The following is a 20,028-nucleotide window of genomic DNA, read 5'->3' as shown; positions in this document are numbered from 1 at the left end:
GTTTTGACAAGAACTAGATAACATAAATATAAGAAGCCGCATAATCAGCGGCTTCTAATGTTACTATGTTTTGTCACCCGAGATCAATCAAAATCGTCTTCACTTAAATCACTCATGGCTCTTTCATGATAAAATTCTTGCATTTCACGTTGGATTTCTTCCCACTCGGCCACTTTTAGTTCAAAACGCTTAGCATCTATTTTCTCCATAATTCCTCCTATATACTCCTCAAAGAAATCTAGGGTATAGTCATATAAACTCTTTAGAACGGTAATGAGCTTATCCTCATCTGCAGCAGTTAGTTTAATTGAATGATGAGTTAAATCATTTCTATATTCATTAACGACAAATACGGCATTTCTAAAATCTTTTGGAATATCAATATCACATAAAAGTTCCACTCTTTCTATAGCTTCCTTTAAGGTGATAGTGGTCAATTATTTATTTCCTATCTTATTTGCTGGTACATCAAATACAGTTGGTTTATTTCTATCTAGGTAAATGCCAAAACCTTCTACCTTTGGAGGCATACCCTTTAGTTCTTTCTTTGCATCCATGTATACTTTTAAATCGGTAAATATAAGTGACTCATTCCTTTTAGAAAGGATATACTTTAATAATATCTCAATCCCATGGTTTATGAAGATGATGGCATCTTTGAGATGATGAAAGCTATGTTCTCTATGCAATGCTTCAAACTGTTCAATTGATTCTTTGGCTTTCTTTAAAGAATCTGTTCCATTGTCTAATAACGTAAATTCCAATTTATGCACCCCAATCATTTAACGTCTTATACTTCAAAAATAATCTGGTGATTGAGCCACCAACATTAATGATAATTATACTAAATTTTAGTTTCTGATTAACTGTTCCTCTATCCTTCCCGTTAGTTTAATAAAAGGCGTCTGCCGCCGTCGATGAAATCATATCGGGAATGAAACAATGTTCTTGTCATCAGTCGGTAATGTTATCAAGTTCTTGTCATTGTGTTTTGACAAGAACTTGGTAACATAAATTTAAAAAGCAACATAATCAGCGGCTTCTAATGTTACTATGTTTTTGTCACCCGACAACTTCATTGTCTCGCGTTCTTTATTTGATGAAATATAGATAATGTGAGTTATCGATCAGGTGACAACAACAAACTGCTCAATAAAGTTTTAAACTATCGTCTCCCGTTTGCGCAATAAGGCTGTGGATGATCCGACAATAGCCAAGAGTTAAATGCTATCTTAACGCCATTAACAAATCATCAAATTTTCCTCGCCATTTTCGGTGAGTCGTCCATTTAATATCTTGATTGTCACCATGTCTCCTAGGGAGAATATGGAAATGAGTGTGAAACACATCTTGTTGTGCTTCGGGTCCTGAACTGTTGATTATCTGGACATTTTTGATTCCTAACTTTGTGTTATATAACATAGTTATCTTTTTAACAACTGACATTACTTTTATCAATTCATCTTCAGGTGTGTCAAAAATGTTCTCATAATGCCTTTTTGGAATAATTAAAGTATGATATTCATTTACGGGATTTATATCGAGAAAAGCATAAACGGACTCATTTTCATAAACCTTCCAAGAATTAGCTTCACCTTTTACGATTTTGCAGAATATACAGTCTTCCATTAACAATCTCTCCTCCCTACCCCAGTAACAGAACATTTACCATTGAGCGACATTCGAATATTGATTTAAAGCGGAACAAGCAAGGTTACCGAACCTTTGGATATCTGAAATATAATCAAATCCATTTTTCCCTCCAAAACTCCAAAGACCATTTGTCATCTTAAAGCGGGGTAGCTATTAGGATCATTTATATCACAAACTAAAGATTCTTTACCTGCTGTTCTCCACTCGGTCTCCGTTATACCCAACGGTTCAAACACTCGCTTGTTTATTAGTTCAGCTACAGTTTTTCCGGTTGCATTTTTGATAATTGCTGCTAGTATTTCAGGTCTTTTTCCTTCAAAAGACGTACCTGCTTCAAATCTACGTAGTACACCGTCTCCTTGAAATTGCAAACCCATTGTCCTTGTAACTAAATGTCTAATTGTTGTGTTATTTAGAATGCTACTATCATAAGTCATTAAATAATTTCTTATTGGCTCATCGAGACTTTTTATTGCGCCATCATGTATAGCAATAGCAGCTGCTAGACCTACATATGTAACCCTTGTTGAATAAACATTAAATTGAGAAAACACATCCACCTTTCTGGCACCCTTATGGAAATGATGATATCCAGAATACCACTCATGAAGGATTTTGTTGTCTTTCATAACGCATATTGCAGCAGCCGAAGCAGCAATGCGATCTTTAATTTCATTTGTATATTGATTCAAGTCATTAAAGTAATCCATTTGCTACACCTCATTTCACAGAATATTCGTTCGTATATAATGATAATGATTTCGCTTAATTTTAGGATCTGCCCTTAGCTTTAAAAAAGGAGCGTATTCGGCTCTAACTGTTTTTATTCAACTAACATGCCGTTGCTTAATGAAAATTGGAGCAGCTGCTAACCGGCAAACTGCTCCATGAATGTTTTAAACTAACGTTCTCCATTAGTTCAATATTTCATTTTCCCGATTTGGCTACCTCAATCATATCCTTCTTGCACAATTAGGTGCTATCCTTCTCAAAATAAGTACCATCTTGTACCCATCGTATAAATCCGCCAATCGTGTTATTCGACCCAGGGATAAACCGTGCTTCCATTCCGCTAATTTTAATAATTTCACAACTTGTATTAAATTTGAAATATTCTTCGACAATTGTCCTTGTAGTTGTGTTATTACGGTCATCAATATCTATTTTTCCTTTCTGCCCGAAGCGTGATTATTGTGTTATTTGAAGTCTGACTTCCTGAATCATCTCTTATATGATCTTATTCATTGGTAGAGTGCATAGAAATCTTTTAACACCAGGGTATTTCTCCCCCAAACTCATGATTTCAAATCCAATTTTTTTAAAGGATGTAAATTTGAAGTCAATATCATCACTTTAAGTTTTCAGGGTTTAATCCTTTTAAAATATCAGGAATAAACATTCCATCTTTGCGGATTAATATATCATCAAACCATATCTCTCCACCGCCATATTCAGGCCTTTGGATATTAACAATATCCCAGTGAAGCTCGGACCAATTTTCATTTCCAGGTGAACTAACTGGAACACATCCAGGTGTAAAGTGAAAGCTTCCCCATATTTTTTCATCAAATAAAGTATCTTTCATAACACTCTCAATATATGGATTAAGACCAATTCCAAATTCACCAAAATACCTCGATCCTTGATCCGTATTCAATAATTTATTAATTCTTTCTGAATCATTTCCGGTAGCATGTATAATTTTGCCGTCCTTAATTTCAAAACGAATGTTCTCGTAAGTGAATCCCTCTTTTAAAGAAGGTGTATTATACGAGATAACTCCGTTGACTGAATCCTTAACTGGCATCGTATAAACTTCACCATCTGGAAGGTTCATAATTCCTGAATCTTTAATACAAGGCATGCCTTTAATCGAAAATGTTAGTTCAGTTCCTTCTCCTATAATTTTAACTTTGTCTGTTTGCTCCATTAACTCTATTAGATTATCCATAGCTCTATCCATTTTTGAATAGTCCAGATTGCACACATTAAAATATAAATCCTCAAAATCCTCCGTTGACATGTTCGCCTGTTGTGCCATGGCATGATTCGGGTAACGAAGAATACACCACTTTGTATTGTTGTATCGTCTGCCATTGATCGGTTGAGAGTAATACTTCCTGTACAACGCCATTTTTTCAGGAGATACACCACTTAATTCACTCATATTCTCCCCAGCTCTAATAAGTATATAGGCTTGCATATCGTTTACTCGATTTAGGTCGTAAGATGCCATTGCTTTTAATTGTTCCTCAGTACAGCCGCTTAATATCTCTCTTAATATCTCATGATTATTTATTAATAGAAATGGAACTCCACCGACGAGATAAGCTTGTCTTACCAATTCTTTGGCCAAGGGAATTTCCAAACCATCAACCTCAATTAATATTTTTTCCCCTCGTTGTAGCTTCACCGAATATTGAATAAGATTGTTAGCGAGTTGTTCAATTCTAGGATCTTTCATTGTTAGTCTCCTTCATAAATTCATTATATTTATTGTTCATATTATTGCTGATAGTATTTGGATACATGAAGATGTTTATCATACAATAATTTCGTCTAACGTTAATGCATTCACGAACCCTCACTGGCTTAAGCAGCCGGTCGATCGAGCGCAACGATCGGCCTACCGGGTCGAAGACTTAGCCGGTGCAGGGTTATCCCCTGAGTATGCTCTCCTGCTTCCACCTCGGGGGGACCGATACGTGAATGAGTTGTTATCAGATGTCCTTACCATTTTCGAAATTGCTGAGAGCACTTTAGTATTTAACAAATCAGATTCGTTTAATAAATCCAAGCTTAGTGCCCTCATATCCAATTGATTCATAAAATCTATGGGCTTGTTCACGATTTTTACTAGAAGCTAAGATTATATAAGAGCATAGTTTTTCCATAGCAAAATCCTCGAGTGCATTCATGAGTTTCTTACCAATTCCACTTCCCTGGTACACAGATGAAACAACTACATTTTCTACAAGCAAGTATGGCTGACACTCACCTACAATATCTGGACAAAAAATGCCCATGGCTGTTCCAACTACCTTTTCCTCTAAACATGCTACTGCAACATAGTAGTTTGGTTGCTTATGTAATAGGTCTAACTGATATTGGATCTTTTCAATGTTAGATCTCGTTCCAATAAACTCAACGAACAATTCAGACAACTCAAATGCGTCATCTTTTTTTGCCATTCTGACTTTTATGTCCACGCCCTCAGCTCCTATGGTTTATAATCTTGCAAGGATTTCCGATAACGTTAATGTATTCACAACGTCCCACCGACTTAAGGCGACGAAGTCGCCGGGCGCGATGCGCTTAGTCGGTGCGGATGTGTCCGGCTGATTATACTTCTCTACTACTGAAATGCCTCATCGAATCCACATCTAACTCCGGCCGGACCGAAGGGCGAATGCCCCGAAGCGTGAATATGATGTTATTTGATGGATCGGCCCTCTTCTTCGAATAAAGACACGATGTCGGTTCACAAAAAAGCTAAGCAGCTACACTATTATGTAGCTGCTCACTCACTTTTCTTATACTTCTGGATAAAGAGCAGTCGATAAATACCGTTCACCTGTATCTGGAAGAAGTACTACTATGTTCTTGTCTTCGTTTTCCGGTCTCATTGCAACTTGTAGTGCAACATATGCCGCAGCACCAGATGAAATACCAACTAATAATCCCTCAGATCTAGCCAGAAAGCGAGCAGTTTCGAATGCATCTTCATTTCTTACTTGTATAATTTCATCAACAACTGATCTATTAAAGTTATCAGGAACAAAGCCAGCGCCGATTCCTTGAATTTTATGAACTCCCTTATTGCCTCCTGAAAGCACTGGAGAGTCGGAAGGCTCTATTGCGACAATCTTTACTGTAGGTTTTCTTTGTTTAAGTATTTCACCTACTCCAGATATTGTTCCTCCTGTTCCAACACCACAAATAAAGATATCTACTTTACCTTCAGTATCTCTCCAAATTTCTTCTGCTGTCGTCTTTTTATGTATTTCTGGATTTGCCGGATTCTTAAATTGTTGAGGTATAAATGAATCTGGAATAGTTGCCGCTATTTCTTCAGCCTTCTTTATTGCTCCTGACATTCCTTCAGGAGCAGGTGTTAGAACTAGTTCCGCTCCTAGAGCAATCAATAATTTTCGACGTTCGACACTGAAACTTTCAGGAAGAGTGATGATCAATCTGTATCCTAATGCTGCAGCTGCGAAGGCTAGCCCTACACCTGTATTCCCGCTTGTAGGTTCAATGATTACTGATTTCTGATTTATCAAACCTCTTTCTTCAGCGTCTTTAATCATTGCAAATCCAATTCTGTCCTTTACACTGCCTGCAGGATTGAAGTATTCCAATTTTGCAATGATTTTCGATTTAACTTGGTGTTTTCTTGTAAAATTAGCTAGCTCTAATAATGGAGTATTACCTATAAGTTCTGTGAGATTCTTTGCAATTCTGGACAAAGTCATCCCTCCAAGTTATAATTCCAACTGATTTAGTTGGCTTTATACATTACACTATCATCTGTGGTAAAAAAATACAACAAAAAAACCTCAGACCCATGGACGGTCGAACGACTCTGCTTACAAAAAGGTATTAGGGCCGATCTTTCATATAACGTCTTATCTACGAACTTCGTAAATAATTCCATATGTAGAGTATTCGTGAGTTTATTAAACTATCCTGCCCGTTAGCTTAATGAAATTGCATGGAAGCATAGTTAGATACTTATCTAATCGGTAATCGGCTCATGTTCTTGTCCATTACGGCAATCGGTACAAGTTCTTGTCCTCGACTCGGGACAAGAACTTGTACCGATAAAACAAAAAAGCCGCTAAAATAGCGACTTTCAATTGGGCTATGTTCTTGTCCCTCGACACATGGTTTGTGTCACAATCTTCACGTTCTTGTCCTTTACGGCAATCGGTACAAGTTCTTGTGTACCCTTTGCCGTAACTTGCCCTTTTTCCTTATAGAATTTCTTCCATCATCGTTTTAACAAAAAATTAAAACCCGTTGGAGTTATCCATCCAACGGGTTTTAAACTTCAATTTTTTAACATATAGATCAACCGATTTAATGGCTTCTTTAGTTTGCTAAGCCTACTTGATTGATATTATAAAAAACCGTTTTGCCTTTAAGCAAGGAATCACAAAGTTCAATCAGACTTGGTATATGATCACGTATCCATATATGCATTTCTTCTCTACTTATCCGAAATACGTAGAGTCCGCATATTTCCAAAAACATCAAGTCCTCCAAATGTGCAATGTCTATCTTTCTGGAAATTATATTTGTGTAGCCGGAAAGCAGTTCATCCCGTAATTCACTTTTAGTAAATAGGGCAGCAGAAGCCACATCCATTGCGTAATATCCAAATCCCGATAATCCAAAGTCAATGAATGAAATTCCCCTTGAGGTGCTGATTAAGTTGCTATAGTGAATGTCGGCATGGATGAATCCCCATGTTTCAGAACTTTTGTTCAGCCCTTCCATACGATCGGTTACCAGCGAAAATGTATATTCAAGAATGTTAAATTCCTCGGTAGTGATAATACCGATTTTTTTTCCTGATCGAAATTTGGTCAATATGTTATTAATCCACTCTATCTCATAATGGGGTCTTACAAACTTGAATCATATTTAAAACTCCTCGAAAACTGATGTAAATATGCAATACGCTTCCCCAAGGCACTAACCATTTCCTCATTAGTGAAATCTATCTTGGACATGGTTTCCCCTGCAATCCACTTCAAGACGGAACAATTTACTTCTTCGCTTTCAATGACAACGTTTGTTACTAGTTCATCGTGTAGATTCGGAACAGGAATTTGAGTAGGTAATTCGGAATGAGATGACCAAGCTAACAAATATTCTAACTCCGATTGAATCGCATCACGTGTGTTTTGTACACCCTGCATGTTTTTTGTAATTGGTTTATGCATTCGCAACAAGTAAGAGTCTTCAGATCCCTTTTCTGTTACCTTGTAAGTAATGTTTTCATTATGGCGAATAAATTCCACAATAGGGTCGATAAAAGAATAATTCAGTATAACGTCCTTAAAACACTTCGTATAATCCATGGGATGTCACCCCTTTGCTAACTATCCCTCGAAAGATTGAAATATGATACATCATATTAGTAAGTTGGTAACAGCTTTTATCAGAGCTGATTAAATATAAAACGTGAGACTAAACTTTGAATTACAGTTTTCTCTCGCGTTGTTACGTGAGCCTATTCATGGGACCTTTGACTATCGTTTCTGTTAGTTTAGCGAAGTTTCTACCACCATGTCCAAGTATTTCTTTAAGTCATCTTTGGCGTGTGAATTATTAGTCCAAGCTCCTAAATTCCAACTCATATATCTAAGTCCTAGGTAGCGTGAGGCGATTGCATACATTTGATTGAAATGATTATCTGCAAACTCCATAGTTTTAGCAGCCAGTAACCCCCTATATTCCTCAATTTGTTCCGAGGTAACGCAGCGAAGAGGAATGTCTAGAAATAAAGAGCCATACCTAGCTTCTTCCCAATCAATAAAAATTACATCTGTATTGTTATGGACTAACACGTTTCCTGGATTAAGGTCGTTATGAATTAATGTTTGACTGCTCTCATCTTTTATTACGTATTGTATATCCTCGGAAATCGTATTTGCCACATCTTCCACTAAAGGTATGTATTCTCCGAAGGTGGCTCTAAACTGTTCGTTCCCCTTAGCTGCTTGCCATTGGGGTTTCCACCGCTCGTATAACATCTTTTCAATATGGGAGCTGTCTACCTCAGGTAACCATGAAAGTTCTTTTTTTTGACCAAAGTTAGAGATGTGAATATGTGATAGTACATTCGGTTCACTTTTCTGAAGCAACCTAATATTTATAGTTTTATAATCCGTTTGATAATCAACATCCTGTAAACAAATAAGAGACCTTTCATCTACTTCAGAGCCATATGACAGAGAAAAAGGCACACTTGCTTTTTGTGAGTAAAGCCTTGTTAGTACCAGCCGTTCTATTCTGGTAGCATGTTTGGAAACAAGAGACAACTTTGAGGTTTCGTCAAGTATTTTTATTAGTACACTATGTCGCATTAACTCAACTGCTTGTAATCCCATATTAATCGCCTTGCTTTCAATGCTTAAAACTTCTGCTTTAGGATCTATAAATTTCTTCACAGTCTCTTGTACCAATTTTTGGACATTATTATTTATTAACGTCAAGTTACTCACCCACTCATGTAATACTTTACCGAATTATACCGCAGTTCTAAGCTTTAGTGTGAAAAAGAGTTTTAGACACTTTGTTCCACTATCCTGCCCGTTAACGTAATGAAGCTGCCATTCGGCGCTGGCAGCTTCATCCTCGTGGCTTATTCAGCTATCGTTCCCAGTAGTGAAAAATAATTATATTTTCACCGTACAAATTTTATAAATGATATGACTATTAATTTTAGTTGTTCCTGGTCAGAGACCCATTTGTAAATTGTAATAAATCGTCCAACGAGGAAAATGTTCTGTACTTCAGTTCATTTATTTTAGTCTTACTCAACTACCATACCGTCCATATCAGCATCGTGCATATATGGGTATAACCAATGTTATATTTAGGTTAGGTAAGTTAAACAGTTGAAATTAAAGGACCACACATATTAGATATGTCTAAGATGTATGGCCCAATTTTGTTTTTTTCAACTAAACTAATCCGTTAACGCTGTGGAGCTGCCATAAATTCTTCGGCAGCCCCGTAGTTGTGGTTCTGGAACTAACGTTTCCCGTTAGCTTAACGTTAGAATACACTTTTTTACTTTCCTCCAACATGAAACACTCCAATTACGGTTTTACCATCAACGTCATACAAGGGAATATCCCGTCCTTCCTTATTTCTTTCCATTGACGCAAGTGCTTCCTTAGGTGATTTTGGCTGTTCACCGTCTAAATCTTTTTTCATCACATATCCCTTGGTGCCATCCACACCAAAAGCACTGATTAATTCAGGTTCCGTGTCTGAAGAGGCGGCATCCGCAGCAGAACCGTATGTCTGTCCGTTTTCATTTCTCGGAAAGTTCACAACATTGGCGCTTATATGAAATGAACCAAGTATGGTTTTCCCATCAACATCATATAGTGGGACATCACTTACGCCTTTTAGATAATCGCTTTTCAACACATATCCTGCAACGCCATCCACACTTCCTCTATGGATTAAATCGGGTAGCATTTCATAAGGAGTGGTTTTTTCAGCAGAACCGTAAGTCTGTCCACTTTCATTTAGAGAATAGGTTTGCGAACTAATGCTACTTTGAGTAGTTGCACTTTTTGCATATACCTTCTGGTAAGCTACTGCACCACCCACTCCGACAGAAACGATAACCACAGCACCAATCAATAATTTTAAGCCTTTAGAGTAGACCATTTGCTTTATTCACTCCCTAAAAGATTCTCACTCTTAACTCAATAAGTACAATCCATATTTTACCACACAACCTTTATACGCAAATAATAATGAGTTTGTTGCGTTAAACTGCCCGTTAGTTGAATAAAGCCAGCCGGTCAAAGTAATCGGCTGGCTTCTTGTTCATTATTGAACTATCGTTCTCCCGTTAGCTTAACTCATTCGAGTCATCCAAGGTTCATTTCTATAGATGAAGTATGCTCGATCATATAACGAAAATCTTCCTCAGAATCAGTCCAAAAAATAACCGGTACTTGTTTTATTTTCATTTGCCGAAATGCTTCATTGCGGTGACGCCCATCAGCGATTTCATATTTGCCAGCGGAATAAAAGACGATTAGCGGCGGAAAATCCCAATCACCGTATGCGTTCTTCATTTTATCGACGACATGGAAGAACCATGCTATATCATTCTCCTTAGTCAGATACGAAGGAGCTCCTTCTTCAATTCCAAACTCTGATATATCCGTTACGACAGGACCGATATAGTACCTCTTCTTCTCCAATAACCCGTCTGCCAATGCAACATTGTCTCCGTCATTTCTAAGAAATAACTGAATCCACTCATCAATTGCACCACGTTGGGCATATTCAATGGCACATTTTGTACTGCCATATATCATTTGGTTCACACTCTCCTCGATTTGTTAGTACAACCCATTGTATACTACTTCCAAATGGGTACTTAACAGATATAACTAAACTGTCCGTTAGCTTAAGGCTACTGTAGCCTGTTCAACATTAAGTTTTATTCAACTATCGTTTCCCGTTAGTTTATTGAACAATAGAAGCTGCCTAAATTGTTCGGCAGCTCTTATGTAAGTAAGAAATAAATTTATGTTAAGTTGCTTGTTGCAGAAGCCTCAAGGAGCTCCTCCATCTTAAATAAGGAGTAGAAATTAAGACCGTCACTTTCAAGATTATTTCTGCCTTGTTGTTCCCTCTCAATTACACAAAGGACGCTCACGACCTTGGCTCCAGCGTTACGCAAATCTGTCACACTTAACAGAATCTGCCCTCCTGTTGTAACGACATCCTCGATGATACAAACAGTCTTTCCTTCTACCTCAAAACCTTCTGCAAGCTTGCACGTTCCATATTCTTTTGCTTTTTTTCGAACGAATGCCGCTGGTATACCTGTCTTTAAAGATAGTGCCGTTGCAACAGGAATACCGCCCATTTCAAGCCCTGCTAAAACCTCCGTGCCCGAAGGAATTAGCTCAGACAGATGCTCAGCTATTTCGCTTAGTAAGCCAGGGTTAGACTCAAACAGGTATTTATCAAAATAGTCGTTTGATTCCTTTCCAGATCTTAATTTAAAACTTCCTGTTAAGTGAGCTGTTTCATAAATCTGCTTCGCTAACAATTTTCTTTCCACAACTTCACCAGCCTTAAAAATTTTCTTTATTTTACCACAATTTTGCATGATTGATTACAAACTATCCTGCCCGTTAGCTTAATGGCTGCAGAAAACCGATTAACCTACATAGATCATCGAATCGGCCATGTATACAAGTTATAGTCCATTTCTGCGGCTAAATATCCTGAAGCAGCGAAGTATTCAACTCCGCTCTTCCCAGGTAACCGCTGCAGATGACTGGGCGGTTAGCGATTTCATATAATTTTTTTAGATCGTAATGTACTCCTGGCTTCAAGTTTCAAACGATTCGAATTCCTCCTTTGAAATTTGGTGGTACACTCTGCATCCTCAGGGATGCATTATGTATGATCTGCTCCTTCAACTGAGGGTCAACCCTGCCGTATTCTTCCCGAAACAATTCTACGAAGGCGGATCATGACGACTCTTTGTACTCCCGGAGGTAAATATCCCTTACTAACATTCCATGCCTCCTCTTACTGTCCTTTTTTGATCACGGCGCCCGTAGTTGAAAAAAGGCATCCGACCAAAAAGCCGGCTGCCTTTAAAAGGATCATATTAAACTCAATAGCTCATCACGGAGTTCGTAATAAGCATCATTCCATCCCATCTTTGCATAAAAGCGTAATCCTATCAATCCATTATAATATTTTGCACCCATTAATCTCTCTTCAAAATTCGGTATGGTAATACCCATTTCTTGCTGATAATCTTGGTATATTTGGACCGCATCGAGCTTCAAATGTGTTTTTATGTGCCAGTCTAATGTTGCGAGGTCGATAAAAAAATCTCCATATTTTCCATTACTATCAATTACTCCAGTTATTCGTTGCCCATCAGATAAAATGTTGTACTGGTGAAAATCACCGTGAATAAAAAAACGATACGGCTCATTGTAGGTAGAATAAGCTAACAATCTGTTATAACATTCATCAAACACATCTTTCTCCAGACAGGATGTTTTGAATAAGCTGTGCCAACCTTCCCAAAAGCTATCCTCTTGTTCCTCAGCGTAGGTCGCAATGATATGTTCCCTCCAGGAATGATAAGTACCATCACCACTGGAATTTATCGTCCCGTAACCTTTTGTTGTTTCTGATTTTACCTGGTTCATTCGTGTTAAAATCTGAATAACCTCGGGAAGCATTCGCTGTTGCTGCTCAAAAGAGAAACTGTTCAGAATCTGCCCAGCTATCTTTTCTGAAATCAAGTAGTTCAATGATTTAAAATTCCCTAGCTCTACACAGCGAGCAAACGGAATTCCCTGTGAGGATAAGAGGTTTGAAATAAATTTTTCTGTTTCAAAACTCCGGGCTAAATCGCAAAATTTAATGATATATTCTTTATCAAAAAAAGTGAAGGAGAATACAGTGCTTATATTCCCACCTTCTAATGGTGTTATTGCTGTTACATCTGAACTAAAATGCTTACGTAGTACAGCTTTCACTTCTGAAATTTCCACTGTTGGTTTTATATACGCAGCCATCTATTTCATCCTTTATCTTCGTCTCTTTTCTTACATATAACGTGTATCAAGAGTATAGCATTTAGTTATTGTTCAAATAAAGGTAAAGTACGATTATAATGATCTGCCCTTTAGTACAACAAAAACAGCAGCCAATTACTTGCCGGCTGCCTTCTTGTCGTAGTTGACTATCGTTTACCGTTAGTTGAATGACTCGGGTGCCCACGTGGAGATTCCATCTCCAGGAGTAGCAACTACAAGCCACTCATTTCCAGTGTATTCTGAGCCATCTCCTGCTTGCCAGCACTCATATTTTTCATGGTGCCCATTAACAAAAAGCGTCTGCCCTGACTCAAACTTAATATATAGGTGAGGGACAAGCTTGCCAAGCTTTATATTTGTCACTTTCTCTCTGCGTAATTCAAAAATCATTTTATACTCATATTCTTCTGAAAGCTCCCTCATTTCGCCTTCAGAATCAGGAAAGTCATTGGTGTTTTTGGGGTATAGATCCCATTTCGACTCAATATTAAGCCAAAGTTGATCCGGAGAATTGTCCTCGTAGTGTTCAAAGCGTATTAAAAGCGCAGCGGGACTTAGACCGAACTTAACACCATCCAATTTACTTCCAATAAATAAATGAGTTAAAACTTTTTCTGCGTACTCTCTATGTTCAACTTTTAATAGAATCACCTCTACCGATAATAACTCAATCTTACTTAATATCCGCAACCCTTCCTCACTTAACCTGCCCGTCCACGTAATGAAGCTACCTAACAGCATCGGCAGCTTCTTCCTGGTCGTTTATTCAGCTATCGTTTCCCGTTAGTTTAATGCACTTTGTTTTCACTATGCGTATTACCATCTACACTGCTTTAGGCTTTCCCTTTCTGATACATTGCTTTTTTTTCTAACTTTAATGATTTTTATTCCATTCTCAGGTGTATCGATTAATGTGAAAATGATTCTATCATATGAAGGAGCGTGATGTCCTGAATAGTTTAATGCACTTGCAATAACTAAATGTCTTCGTGTATTGCGGTTAATTCGCTCAACGCTATCTATCCTTGGACACATTATAAAATCCGGAAAATCCTTCTCGATTACAGAAAAGTATCTTGTATACAATGTTTCCTCCAAAAGTTCTTCTTTAGTTGGTCCATCAGGTTCATACTTCCAGCCTACAATGATCCAATCATAAAGCTCTTGCGAAGTTAATCGGATTTTATTTTTGTTCATTGTAAGTACAATTTCACCATCAACGGCAGTGCATGTCTTGATAAGACGACCCTTACAGTTATACGCTGGTTCTAAAGTTATTAGATCACCGTTGATCATGTTTATTTTTAAAAGCAATGGAACTTTTTCAGCCTCTAACTCGGTTGCCTGTTCGCTTGGACTTGAAGTATCAATCCAATTAATAACCCTTCGAATAATCCTTTCGTCATATCCATCTGTCATTCTGAAAATCCTTGAATCTCATCTGTTCCTTTTAAACGAATTACTTGTATTGATGAAACTTCACTATCAGTTAGTTTTATTAAATTAGTTCCGTCACTAGCTTCTGCCAATAAATGTGTTGAGGAAATTATTCCAGCAAGCAGAAGGAACACAGTTAGTTTCATTTTCTTCAATTTTCATCACCTATGGATAACTTCACCATTTTTTTGGAAAAGTATGTACCCATAATTCAAACGTTTCATTGAACTATCCTGCCCGTTAGCCTAATGAAATTGCATGGAAATATAGTTAGATACTTATCTAATCGGTAATAGGCATTGAATTCAAGCGCAAAGAGCTCGTTGAGTCGATTGAACGATATATCCATTATTACAATCACGAACATTTTCAACAAAAACTAAACAACCTTAGTCCCGTTGAGTACCGAACTAAGGTTGCTTAAGGCTGCTTTTTTAAGGCTGTCTACTTGACAGGGGTAAGTTCAGGGGTAAGTTCAAATCATCAGCGGCTTTTTATTGTTACTATGTTCTTGTCACCCGACATTAAGAAAATGAAATGATTTGATTCTTCCTCTTTCTGGCGATTCTTTTGCTTGTTGTTTTATATTTAGGGATATAGTGGAGATAATTCCAAATCAATCTTATCTGCAATTAGAGTGTAGAATTCTGGAAACCTTGAGTCTGTAGAGCTTGGTATTTCTTCAAACGTCCGTATAAATAACCCCTTGGTCCCAATTTGCAGTTAAAATCTCACCGACTGTCCAGCTTCGCCCTAAAGTCTTACCTAATCCAGATCGTTCCTCCTCAGGCAGCAGCTTGGCAAAAGCAACCTCTCCTTCCTTAATATTATCGTCAAAATAATTACCAGTCGGCTGTTTTAAATGGTATGTGTTCATCCATGTATGTGCGAACGGATGGAAGTCAGTCAAGATAAAGCGACCATTTTTTCCTAGTCTGCGTTGAACCACAGAGAAAATAGAGCTGAGGTCTGTAAAATAATGCAAAACTCCAAACTCCATCAACACGATGTCAAATTCGCCTAGCGTCTCTTCGTTCGGGATATTTAAGACGTCAGAACAGATATAGTTGAGTTCCACACCTGCGGCAGATGCCGTCTGCATCGCGTACAACCGATTTTCTACAGATATGTCCACAACGGTAACATCAGCACCTAGCAATGCTAACGAAATTGCTTTCCGACCGTGCGATCCAAGGAGGTTAATAACTCGTTTGCCTTCTAAATCACCAATATACTTTAACCAGTAACGCAAGTGATGCTTGTGTTCTAATCTCAGTTTTACAGCAAGTTCTTCTGGTGTTCCGTAATTCTGAACCCAAGCTTGATACGCTTTCGTTTCCCACGCAACTTTGTTCGCAATTGCCAGTTTTTCTTGCACACACATGCCTCCTAAATTCATATCCCTATATTAGATGTTATATATTACCATTTTTGCGCTGATTGTCAATAGTTTTGAAACTAAACTGCCCGTTAGCTTAATGAAATAACCTGCGAATTCATGAGTCTGAGTGAGGAAACTGAACCATTTCGAGGGAGTTGAATAAGAATTATATTTTCATAAAGTAATCAGTAAGCTTCTCATTTTCTTTTTCACGTAATCGTTTATTTTCTTGTTCAAGTTCATTATTCTTTTTTTCCAACTTTTCAATCTTTCTCTTTAGAGAAGCGATTACTGCATTTTGATTGTTCTCGTCGCGTTTAATCCTCGAATCCACAAATACATTTTGTTGTTGATTTCGTAAGAAATCGATACGCTCTTTGAGCTCAGTATGATTGTAAAGAGTTGCTTTACTCACTCCAGCTTCTTCTGCTACACTATTAAAGTTAATAACCCTAGAACTCTTTGTAAGGCGTCTAATAGCTTCTTCAACCTTTTCTTTAGTTTCTTGCTTTCTCTTTTCATGTAACCGCCTTAGTTGTTCCTCACGATCAAAACTAGCCATGTTTAACACCTTTCTTTTTCTCACGTTCTAATTGTCTCTTCATTCTGTCAAATCGACCAAAAATAACATTTCCATCTTTGATTGTTTGGTAAATATTTTGGTACCTTTCTAAGTTCTTTTCGTTTGCTTTAACCATATCTTCACGGCCATATTCTTTCGACGCTTCAATCCACTTTGTTGTTGTTTCTATGAGAAGCTCGTACTTCTTAACATCAAAACTTGACATACCTACTGCTAAATCAAAACAAGGTTTTCCATCGTTTGCAGTAAGACAAGGGGGTTCTACTGCTAATGGACAATCCCCATTGACTCTTGCACGACAGGTCCCATAAGGGTTATCTAAGGCATTTAACTTCTCGTCTTTCCACAACATATCAAGAATGTCTTTAGGGACATCTTCCCTTTCTGAGATCCGGTCTATTTTCCCATTTGTGTCAAATGTAAACACACCCTGTTTCACAACCTTCTCGAACTCTTTACGTTTCGTATCATCTAATAGACGAGCATATTGTATCGTCATTTCGGGTGATGCATGGGCTAATAACTCCTGCACCGTTAAAATATCAGCTCCACCATTTATCATTTTTACTCCAAAAGTATGTCGAAACTGGTGAGGTCTGAAGTGAAACAAATTGCCTGATTCATCAGTAATATTTTTTTCTAACGCTAATTTGTTTAGTTCTTCTCGAATAAAATTCTGACTAAAGGGCCTTCCCTTACGGGAACCTCGGTAGCGAACAAAAAGGTATCTTTCAGGATTATTATCATCATTGCTGTTTTGCTTTGAACGGTCAATTAAAACTGCAATTATATTTGCTAGATGATCATCAATGGGTATTTTGTGACCTATTACATACGTCTTTTCAATATCTGTTGTAAGATTTGATTTTCCGTTTATTTTACCTAAACAATCCTGCGTCAATTCCAATGTATCGCTTAAGCGAAGCCCTGTTTTGAAAGAGATCCAGACAATTGGCTGTACATCTGGATGAAGGTCATTTAGATTATTAAACAGTTGTTCCAATACGTAGTCAGGTATGTAATCAATTTCATCCAATGATTTTTTAGGGACAGTAGGAAAGTCTTCAGGATATATTAAACGAAACACCATTTCTTTAGGTGCAAAATCTTCGAACTTCTCTAAAATTTGAAGATCTCTTATAAAAGCGCGAACACACTTTAATGCGTGACGAACATATTTTTTAGGGTTGGAATTTTTCTTGTTTAATTTGGTTTTAGTATGCTCCTTTAACTCTTCTATGTACGTTTCTATATGCTTTCTTTCAAGTTTTTTTAAAACGTTCCATTTAGGATTTTGTTTTGTAATTGAGTTTAAAAAAGGAATAGTGTATGTTCCATAACTTCGAGCTGTACTCCAGGTGAAGTTTTTTCCGCTGATAAGACGACCTTTTATATATTCTTTAAATATTTTACGAAAATTTATATTCTCTATATTTGAAAAATCAATGCCATGACAACTAGTTGATTCATTGAAATCTATCCCGTATTTTTTATTCAGTACCCGTACATCCCATCGATCCCTCTCCCATTCATCACGGGTATCTGTTAATTGGAAAAGTGTATTATAAACCCTTGCTAAAAAGCCATCTATTTCCGTGCGGGCTACGATTTCTTCCCCTCTCATCTTCTTGATGTAACTCGTCTTTTCTCCTTTACCATTCAACCAAAAAGTCCAAAGCTTTTGCTCTTTATTGATGTCTAAATCAAGAAGGGAAGTGAGATTTGAGTGCCTTTCGTTTAAATATTCAGCCAGTTTTTTTAGCGAGCCTGATATACTTTTAAATATAGTCCTTATTCCCCAACGGTCTGAAAAAATTTGATTGTAGTAAACAAACTTAATCTCCATGTTGACGTTTCGATTTGCACAGTTGAAGTAAATGTTATTTACTATTCCTTTTCTCTTGTTATATTGCTCTTCAAAATTAGGGATTTTACCAATATAATGTATATTCCATACATCATTTACTAAAAAGTAATTATCCTCTACAACTCTTCTTGTTACTTTTCCATCGTTGGAAATATCTTTAACCTCGTAAGTGGATAGGGTGGAAGTGATTAAGTCCCAATATTCACTTTTGGGGGTTGAATTATTTGGTATGATTTTATCCAATGTTTGTCCTCCTAAAATACTAATCTACCTCCTAAAAGGAAGTACCTCGTCAGGAATACCTGATTGAAAAATCCCCTCTTTGTTCTCTACGCCTGGCCCAATTTCAAATGCATGAGAGGCTTTCTCCCAATCCTTACGAATATCATCTTCAGAAGGGTGAACATATAGGTCGATGGTTGTTTGTATTTGTGCATGACCTAGACGTTCTTGTACTGCCTTTATGTTCTTTGTTTGTAGATAAAATATGGTTCCATGTGTATGACGAAATAGGTGAGGAGTAATATATATGCCTGTTTTCCTTTCTATCTCTTTAAGAGTGGCATAAACATCAGAATATGTTAGAGGTTCACCCGTGTTCTTACCCCAAACCTTCACAAATACAAAGTTATGGTCAGGATTATATTCATCTAGCACTTCGAACAAATAATCATCATACAAGTCCATTAGCCCTTGAGAGATGTCAATCTTTCGTTCTCCAGTCTTTAACTTCCCACCGTTTGGTAACTCCCCTCTATTTGTTAGTTGGATTTTGTGCTTCCTTTTTATTGCGTCAAATTGAAAGTCTTCAAGAAACAAGGAGAGAACTTCCCCTATACGAAATCCACTTTCAAAAAGTAACCTTACTAAAAATCTATCCCTAATGTTTGTAGTGGATTTATAGATTTCATTAACTTGCTCCTTTGTAAATATCTTCACTCTTACTCGAGGTTCGTCTAATTTAAGCACATTTTTGAAACGTGGTTTGTCTTTATTTACATGATATAAAAAATCCTTATATCCATTTCCACCTGGACCTTGAAACATCTTCTTCATCAACTTTTCAACAACATTAGATTCAATAAATTCTTCTCTGTATAGATAATCATAAAATGATGTCACTACCGTGAGGTAAGTGTTTACTGTACTTTCACTACGTTTAGCCTTAACTTCCTTTTGGGGTACTACTTTATTGCTTTCATATGGATTTCTAAGCCAAGCAACGAAGTCAGATATTATTTGAAAGCTAACTTGCTGATAATCAATTCCTCTTTGTTCTAAGTATGTAAAGTAATATTTCAAAGCCGTACAATAAGTCTGTAAAGTATTGCTACTACTCTCCTTGTTATAGTGAAATTTCATATACTTCGCAACGGGTTCAATGGGCGATCCATTTGAATCCATAAGTAGAAATACTTTTCTATTACCAATCAATATTTGTTCTACCTTCATAAAAGCATCTCCAACCAATTGTAATTTACGATAGTGCTGCTACTTGTAATGTTTACCGTCATTGTTGTTTCTTTTTAAGGTCCTCGCACCGAGGCTACGTCCTACTCAAAACGAACAAATGTTCGTTATATATATCCATATTAAACCTTCTAAACTATATTTTCAACCATTATTTAATTAATCTATTATGTTATAAAAAAGGATAGTCAGTCCCCATATTAGACTAACTATCCTATGAATTATCATCTATATTTAACCAATGATCACTCGTTATTGGCATACTATAACCTGCTGCTTTAGCTTCTTTAATCGT

General features: G+C 37.1%; 22 protein-coding genes. 1 reads left to right on the top strand and 21 read right to left on the bottom strand.

Annotation, left to right across the window (positions count from 1 at the left end; all coding sequences use genetic code 11):
• Nucleotides 1-83: 83 nt before the first annotated feature.
• The 17 genes from M4D81_RS34120 to M4D81_RS34040 form a co-directional block, all read right to left on the bottom strand.
• Complete coding sequence (locus M4D81_RS34120; RefSeq protein ID WP_260069630.1) at nucleotides 84-437, bottom strand: hypothetical protein; 354 nt, start codon at nucleotides 435-437, stop codon at nucleotides 84-86.
• On the bottom strand, nucleotides 438-764 hold the full coding sequence (locus tag M4D81_RS34115; RefSeq protein WP_260069629.1) for a hypothetical protein: 327 nt from the start codon (nucleotides 762-764) through the stop codon (nucleotides 438-440).
• Nucleotides 765-1,227: 463 nt separating this feature from the next.
• Nucleotides 1,228-1,629, bottom strand: coding sequence for an HIT family protein (locus M4D81_RS34110; protein ID WP_260069628.1), 402 nt, complete (start codon nucleotides 1,627-1,629; stop codon nucleotides 1,228-1,230).
• Nucleotides 1,630-1,784: 155 nt separating this feature from the next.
• Nucleotides 1,785-2,363 (bottom strand): serine hydrolase domain-containing protein, encoded by a 579-nt coding sequence (locus M4D81_RS34105; protein WP_260069627.1) that lies wholly within the window; start codon nucleotides 2,361-2,363, stop codon nucleotides 1,785-1,787.
• A gap of 638 nt (nucleotides 2,364-3,001) precedes the next feature.
• Nucleotides 3,002-4,117, bottom strand: coding sequence for an aminopeptidase (locus tag M4D81_RS34100; RefSeq protein WP_260069626.1), 1,116 nt, complete (start codon nucleotides 4,115-4,117; stop codon nucleotides 3,002-3,004).
• A gap of 310 nt (nucleotides 4,118-4,427) precedes the next feature.
• Nucleotides 4,428-4,862 (bottom strand): GNAT family N-acetyltransferase, encoded by a 435-nt coding sequence (locus M4D81_RS34095; protein ID WP_260069625.1) that lies wholly within the window; start codon nucleotides 4,860-4,862, stop codon nucleotides 4,428-4,430.
• Nucleotides 4,863-5,186: 324 nt separating this feature from the next.
• Nucleotides 5,187-6,122 carry a cysteine synthase A gene (gene cysK, locus M4D81_RS34090; RefSeq protein ID WP_113059743.1) on the bottom strand — a complete coding sequence of 312 codons (936 nt, stop codon included), beginning with the start codon at nucleotides 6,120-6,122 and terminating at the stop codon, nucleotides 5,187-5,189.
• Between the two features lie 625 nt (nucleotides 6,123-6,747).
• Entirely contained in the window at nucleotides 6,748-7,248 is a 501-nt protein-coding gene (locus M4D81_RS34085) for a phosphotransferase (RefSeq protein ID WP_260069624.1), read from the bottom strand.
• Nucleotides 7,249-7,283: 35 nt separating this feature from the next.
• On the bottom strand, nucleotides 7,284-7,742 hold the full coding sequence (locus M4D81_RS34080; RefSeq protein WP_260069623.1) for a protein kinase family protein: 459 nt from the start codon (nucleotides 7,740-7,742) through the stop codon (nucleotides 7,284-7,286).
• Nucleotides 7,743-7,925: 183 nt separating this feature from the next.
• A complete protein-coding gene (locus tag M4D81_RS34075; protein ID WP_260069622.1) occupies nucleotides 7,926-8,879 on the bottom strand; it encodes a phosphotransferase in 954 nt (317 codons plus the stop codon).
• A gap of 580 nt (nucleotides 8,880-9,459) precedes the next feature.
• Complete coding sequence (locus M4D81_RS34070) at nucleotides 9,460-10,071, bottom strand: hypothetical protein (RefSeq protein WP_260069621.1); 612 nt, start codon at nucleotides 10,069-10,071, stop codon at nucleotides 9,460-9,462.
• A gap of 206 nt (nucleotides 10,072-10,277) precedes the next feature.
• Nucleotides 10,278-10,733, bottom strand: a complete 456-nt coding sequence (locus M4D81_RS34065) for a ParB N-terminal domain-containing protein (RefSeq protein WP_260069620.1) — start codon at nucleotides 10,731-10,733, stop codon at nucleotides 10,278-10,280.
• 212 nt (nucleotides 10,734-10,945) lie between these two features.
• Entirely contained in the window at nucleotides 10,946-11,488 is a 543-nt protein-coding gene (gene pyrE, locus M4D81_RS34060; protein WP_260069631.1) for an orotate phosphoribosyltransferase, read from the bottom strand.
• A 553-nt stretch (nucleotides 11,489-12,041) separates the two neighbouring features.
• Nucleotides 12,042-12,974, bottom strand: a complete 933-nt coding sequence (locus M4D81_RS34055; protein ID WP_260069619.1) for a phosphotransferase family protein — start codon at nucleotides 12,972-12,974, stop codon at nucleotides 12,042-12,044.
• A gap of 180 nt (nucleotides 12,975-13,154) precedes the next feature.
• Nucleotides 13,155-13,736: a hypothetical protein gene (locus M4D81_RS34050; protein WP_260069618.1), complete on the bottom strand. Its 582-nt coding sequence runs from the start codon at nucleotides 13,734-13,736 to the stop codon at nucleotides 13,155-13,157.
• A 75-nt stretch (nucleotides 13,737-13,811) separates the two neighbouring features.
• Complete coding sequence (locus tag M4D81_RS34045) at nucleotides 13,812-14,414, bottom strand: hypothetical protein (protein ID WP_260069617.1); 603 nt, start codon at nucleotides 14,412-14,414, stop codon at nucleotides 13,812-13,814.
• Nucleotides 14,411-14,587: a hypothetical protein gene (locus M4D81_RS34040; RefSeq protein WP_260069616.1), complete on the bottom strand. Its 177-nt coding sequence runs from the start codon at nucleotides 14,585-14,587 to the stop codon at nucleotides 14,411-14,413. Before M4D81_RS34040 ends, M4D81_RS34045 begins: the two co-directional genes overlap by 4 nt.
• Before the next feature lie 137 nt (nucleotides 14,588-14,724).
• Between M4D81_RS34040 and M4D81_RS34035 the strand changes: the two genes are divergently transcribed.
• Nucleotides 14,725-14,856, top strand: a complete 132-nt coding sequence (locus M4D81_RS34035; RefSeq protein WP_397376876.1) for an IS3 family transposase — start codon at nucleotides 14,725-14,727, stop codon at nucleotides 14,854-14,856.
• Nucleotides 14,857-15,114: 258 nt separating this feature from the next.
• Here M4D81_RS34035 and M4D81_RS34030 read toward each other — a convergent pair whose 3' ends face one another.
• From M4D81_RS34030 to M4D81_RS34015, 4 genes are all read right to left on the bottom strand, one after another.
• Complete coding sequence (locus tag M4D81_RS34030) at nucleotides 15,115-15,810, bottom strand: class I SAM-dependent methyltransferase (protein WP_260069615.1); 696 nt, start codon at nucleotides 15,808-15,810, stop codon at nucleotides 15,115-15,117.
• Between the two features lie 169 nt (nucleotides 15,811-15,979).
• Nucleotides 15,980-16,375 (bottom strand): DUF6262 family protein, encoded by a 396-nt coding sequence (locus tag M4D81_RS34025; RefSeq protein ID WP_260069614.1) that lies wholly within the window; start codon nucleotides 16,373-16,375, stop codon nucleotides 15,980-15,982.
• Complete coding sequence (locus M4D81_RS34020; protein WP_260069613.1) at nucleotides 16,368-18,506, bottom strand: tyrosine-type recombinase/integrase; 2,139 nt, start codon at nucleotides 18,504-18,506, stop codon at nucleotides 16,368-16,370. Before M4D81_RS34020 ends, M4D81_RS34025 begins: the two co-directional genes overlap by 8 nt.
• Nucleotides 18,507-18,530: 24 nt before the next feature.
• A complete protein-coding gene (locus tag M4D81_RS34015; protein ID WP_260069612.1) occupies nucleotides 18,531-19,715 on the bottom strand; it encodes a site-specific integrase in 1,185 nt (394 codons plus the stop codon).
• Nucleotides 19,716-20,028 lie beyond the last annotated feature (313 nt).

Origin of the sequence: Paenibacillus sp. p3-SID867 (assembly GCF_025142895.1) — a bacterium.
GTDB lineage: Bacteria > Bacillota > Bacilli > Paenibacillales > Paenibacillaceae > Paenibacillus_AQ.
Note: the sequence above shows the minus strand (reverse complement) of the source record. Positions and strands in the feature narration are given on the sequence as shown.

What these genes read in the sequence shown, in the direction of transcription:
- M4D81_RS34110 (WP_260069628.1), bottom strand. Translation starts at nt 1,629, where the DNA reads ATGGAAGACTGTATATTCTGCAAAATCGTAAAAGGTGAAGCTAATTCT.
- M4D81_RS34105 (WP_260069627.1), bottom strand. Translation starts at nt 2,363, where the DNA reads ATGGATTACTTTAATGACTTGAATCAATATACAAATGAAATTAAAGAT.
- M4D81_RS34100 (WP_260069626.1), bottom strand. Translation starts at nt 4,117, where the DNA reads ATGAAAGATCCTAGAATTGAACAACTCGCTAACAATCTTATTCAATAT.
- M4D81_RS34080 (WP_260069623.1), bottom strand. Translation starts at nt 7,742, where the DNA reads ATGGATTATACGAAGTGTTTTAAGGACGTTATACTGAATTATTCTTTT.
- M4D81_RS34070 (WP_260069621.1), bottom strand. Translation starts at nt 10,071, where the DNA reads ATGGTCTACTCTAAAGGCTTAAAATTATTGATTGGTGCTGTGGTTATC.
- M4D81_RS34065 (WP_260069620.1), bottom strand. Translation starts at nt 10,733, where the DNA reads ATGATATATGGCAGTACAAAATGTGCCATTGAATATGCCCAACGTGGT.
- M4D81_RS34055 (WP_260069619.1), bottom strand. Translation starts at nt 12,974, where the DNA reads ATGGCTGCGTATATAAAACCAACAGTGGAAATTTCAGAAGTGAAAGCT.
- M4D81_RS34050 (WP_260069618.1), bottom strand. Translation starts at nt 13,736, where the DNA reads ATGCTGTTAGGTAGCTTCATTACGTGGACGGGCAGGTTAAGTGAGGAA.
- M4D81_RS34045 (WP_260069617.1), bottom strand. Translation starts at nt 14,414, where the DNA reads ATGACAGATGGATATGACGAAAGGATTATTCGAAGGGTTATTAATTGG.
- M4D81_RS34025 (WP_260069614.1), bottom strand. Translation starts at nt 16,375, where the DNA reads ATGGCTAGTTTTGATCGTGAGGAACAACTAAGGCGGTTACATGAAAAG.
- M4D81_RS34015 (WP_260069612.1), bottom strand. Translation starts at nt 19,715, where the DNA reads ATGAAGGTAGAACAAATATTGATTGGTAATAGAAAAGTATTTCTACTT.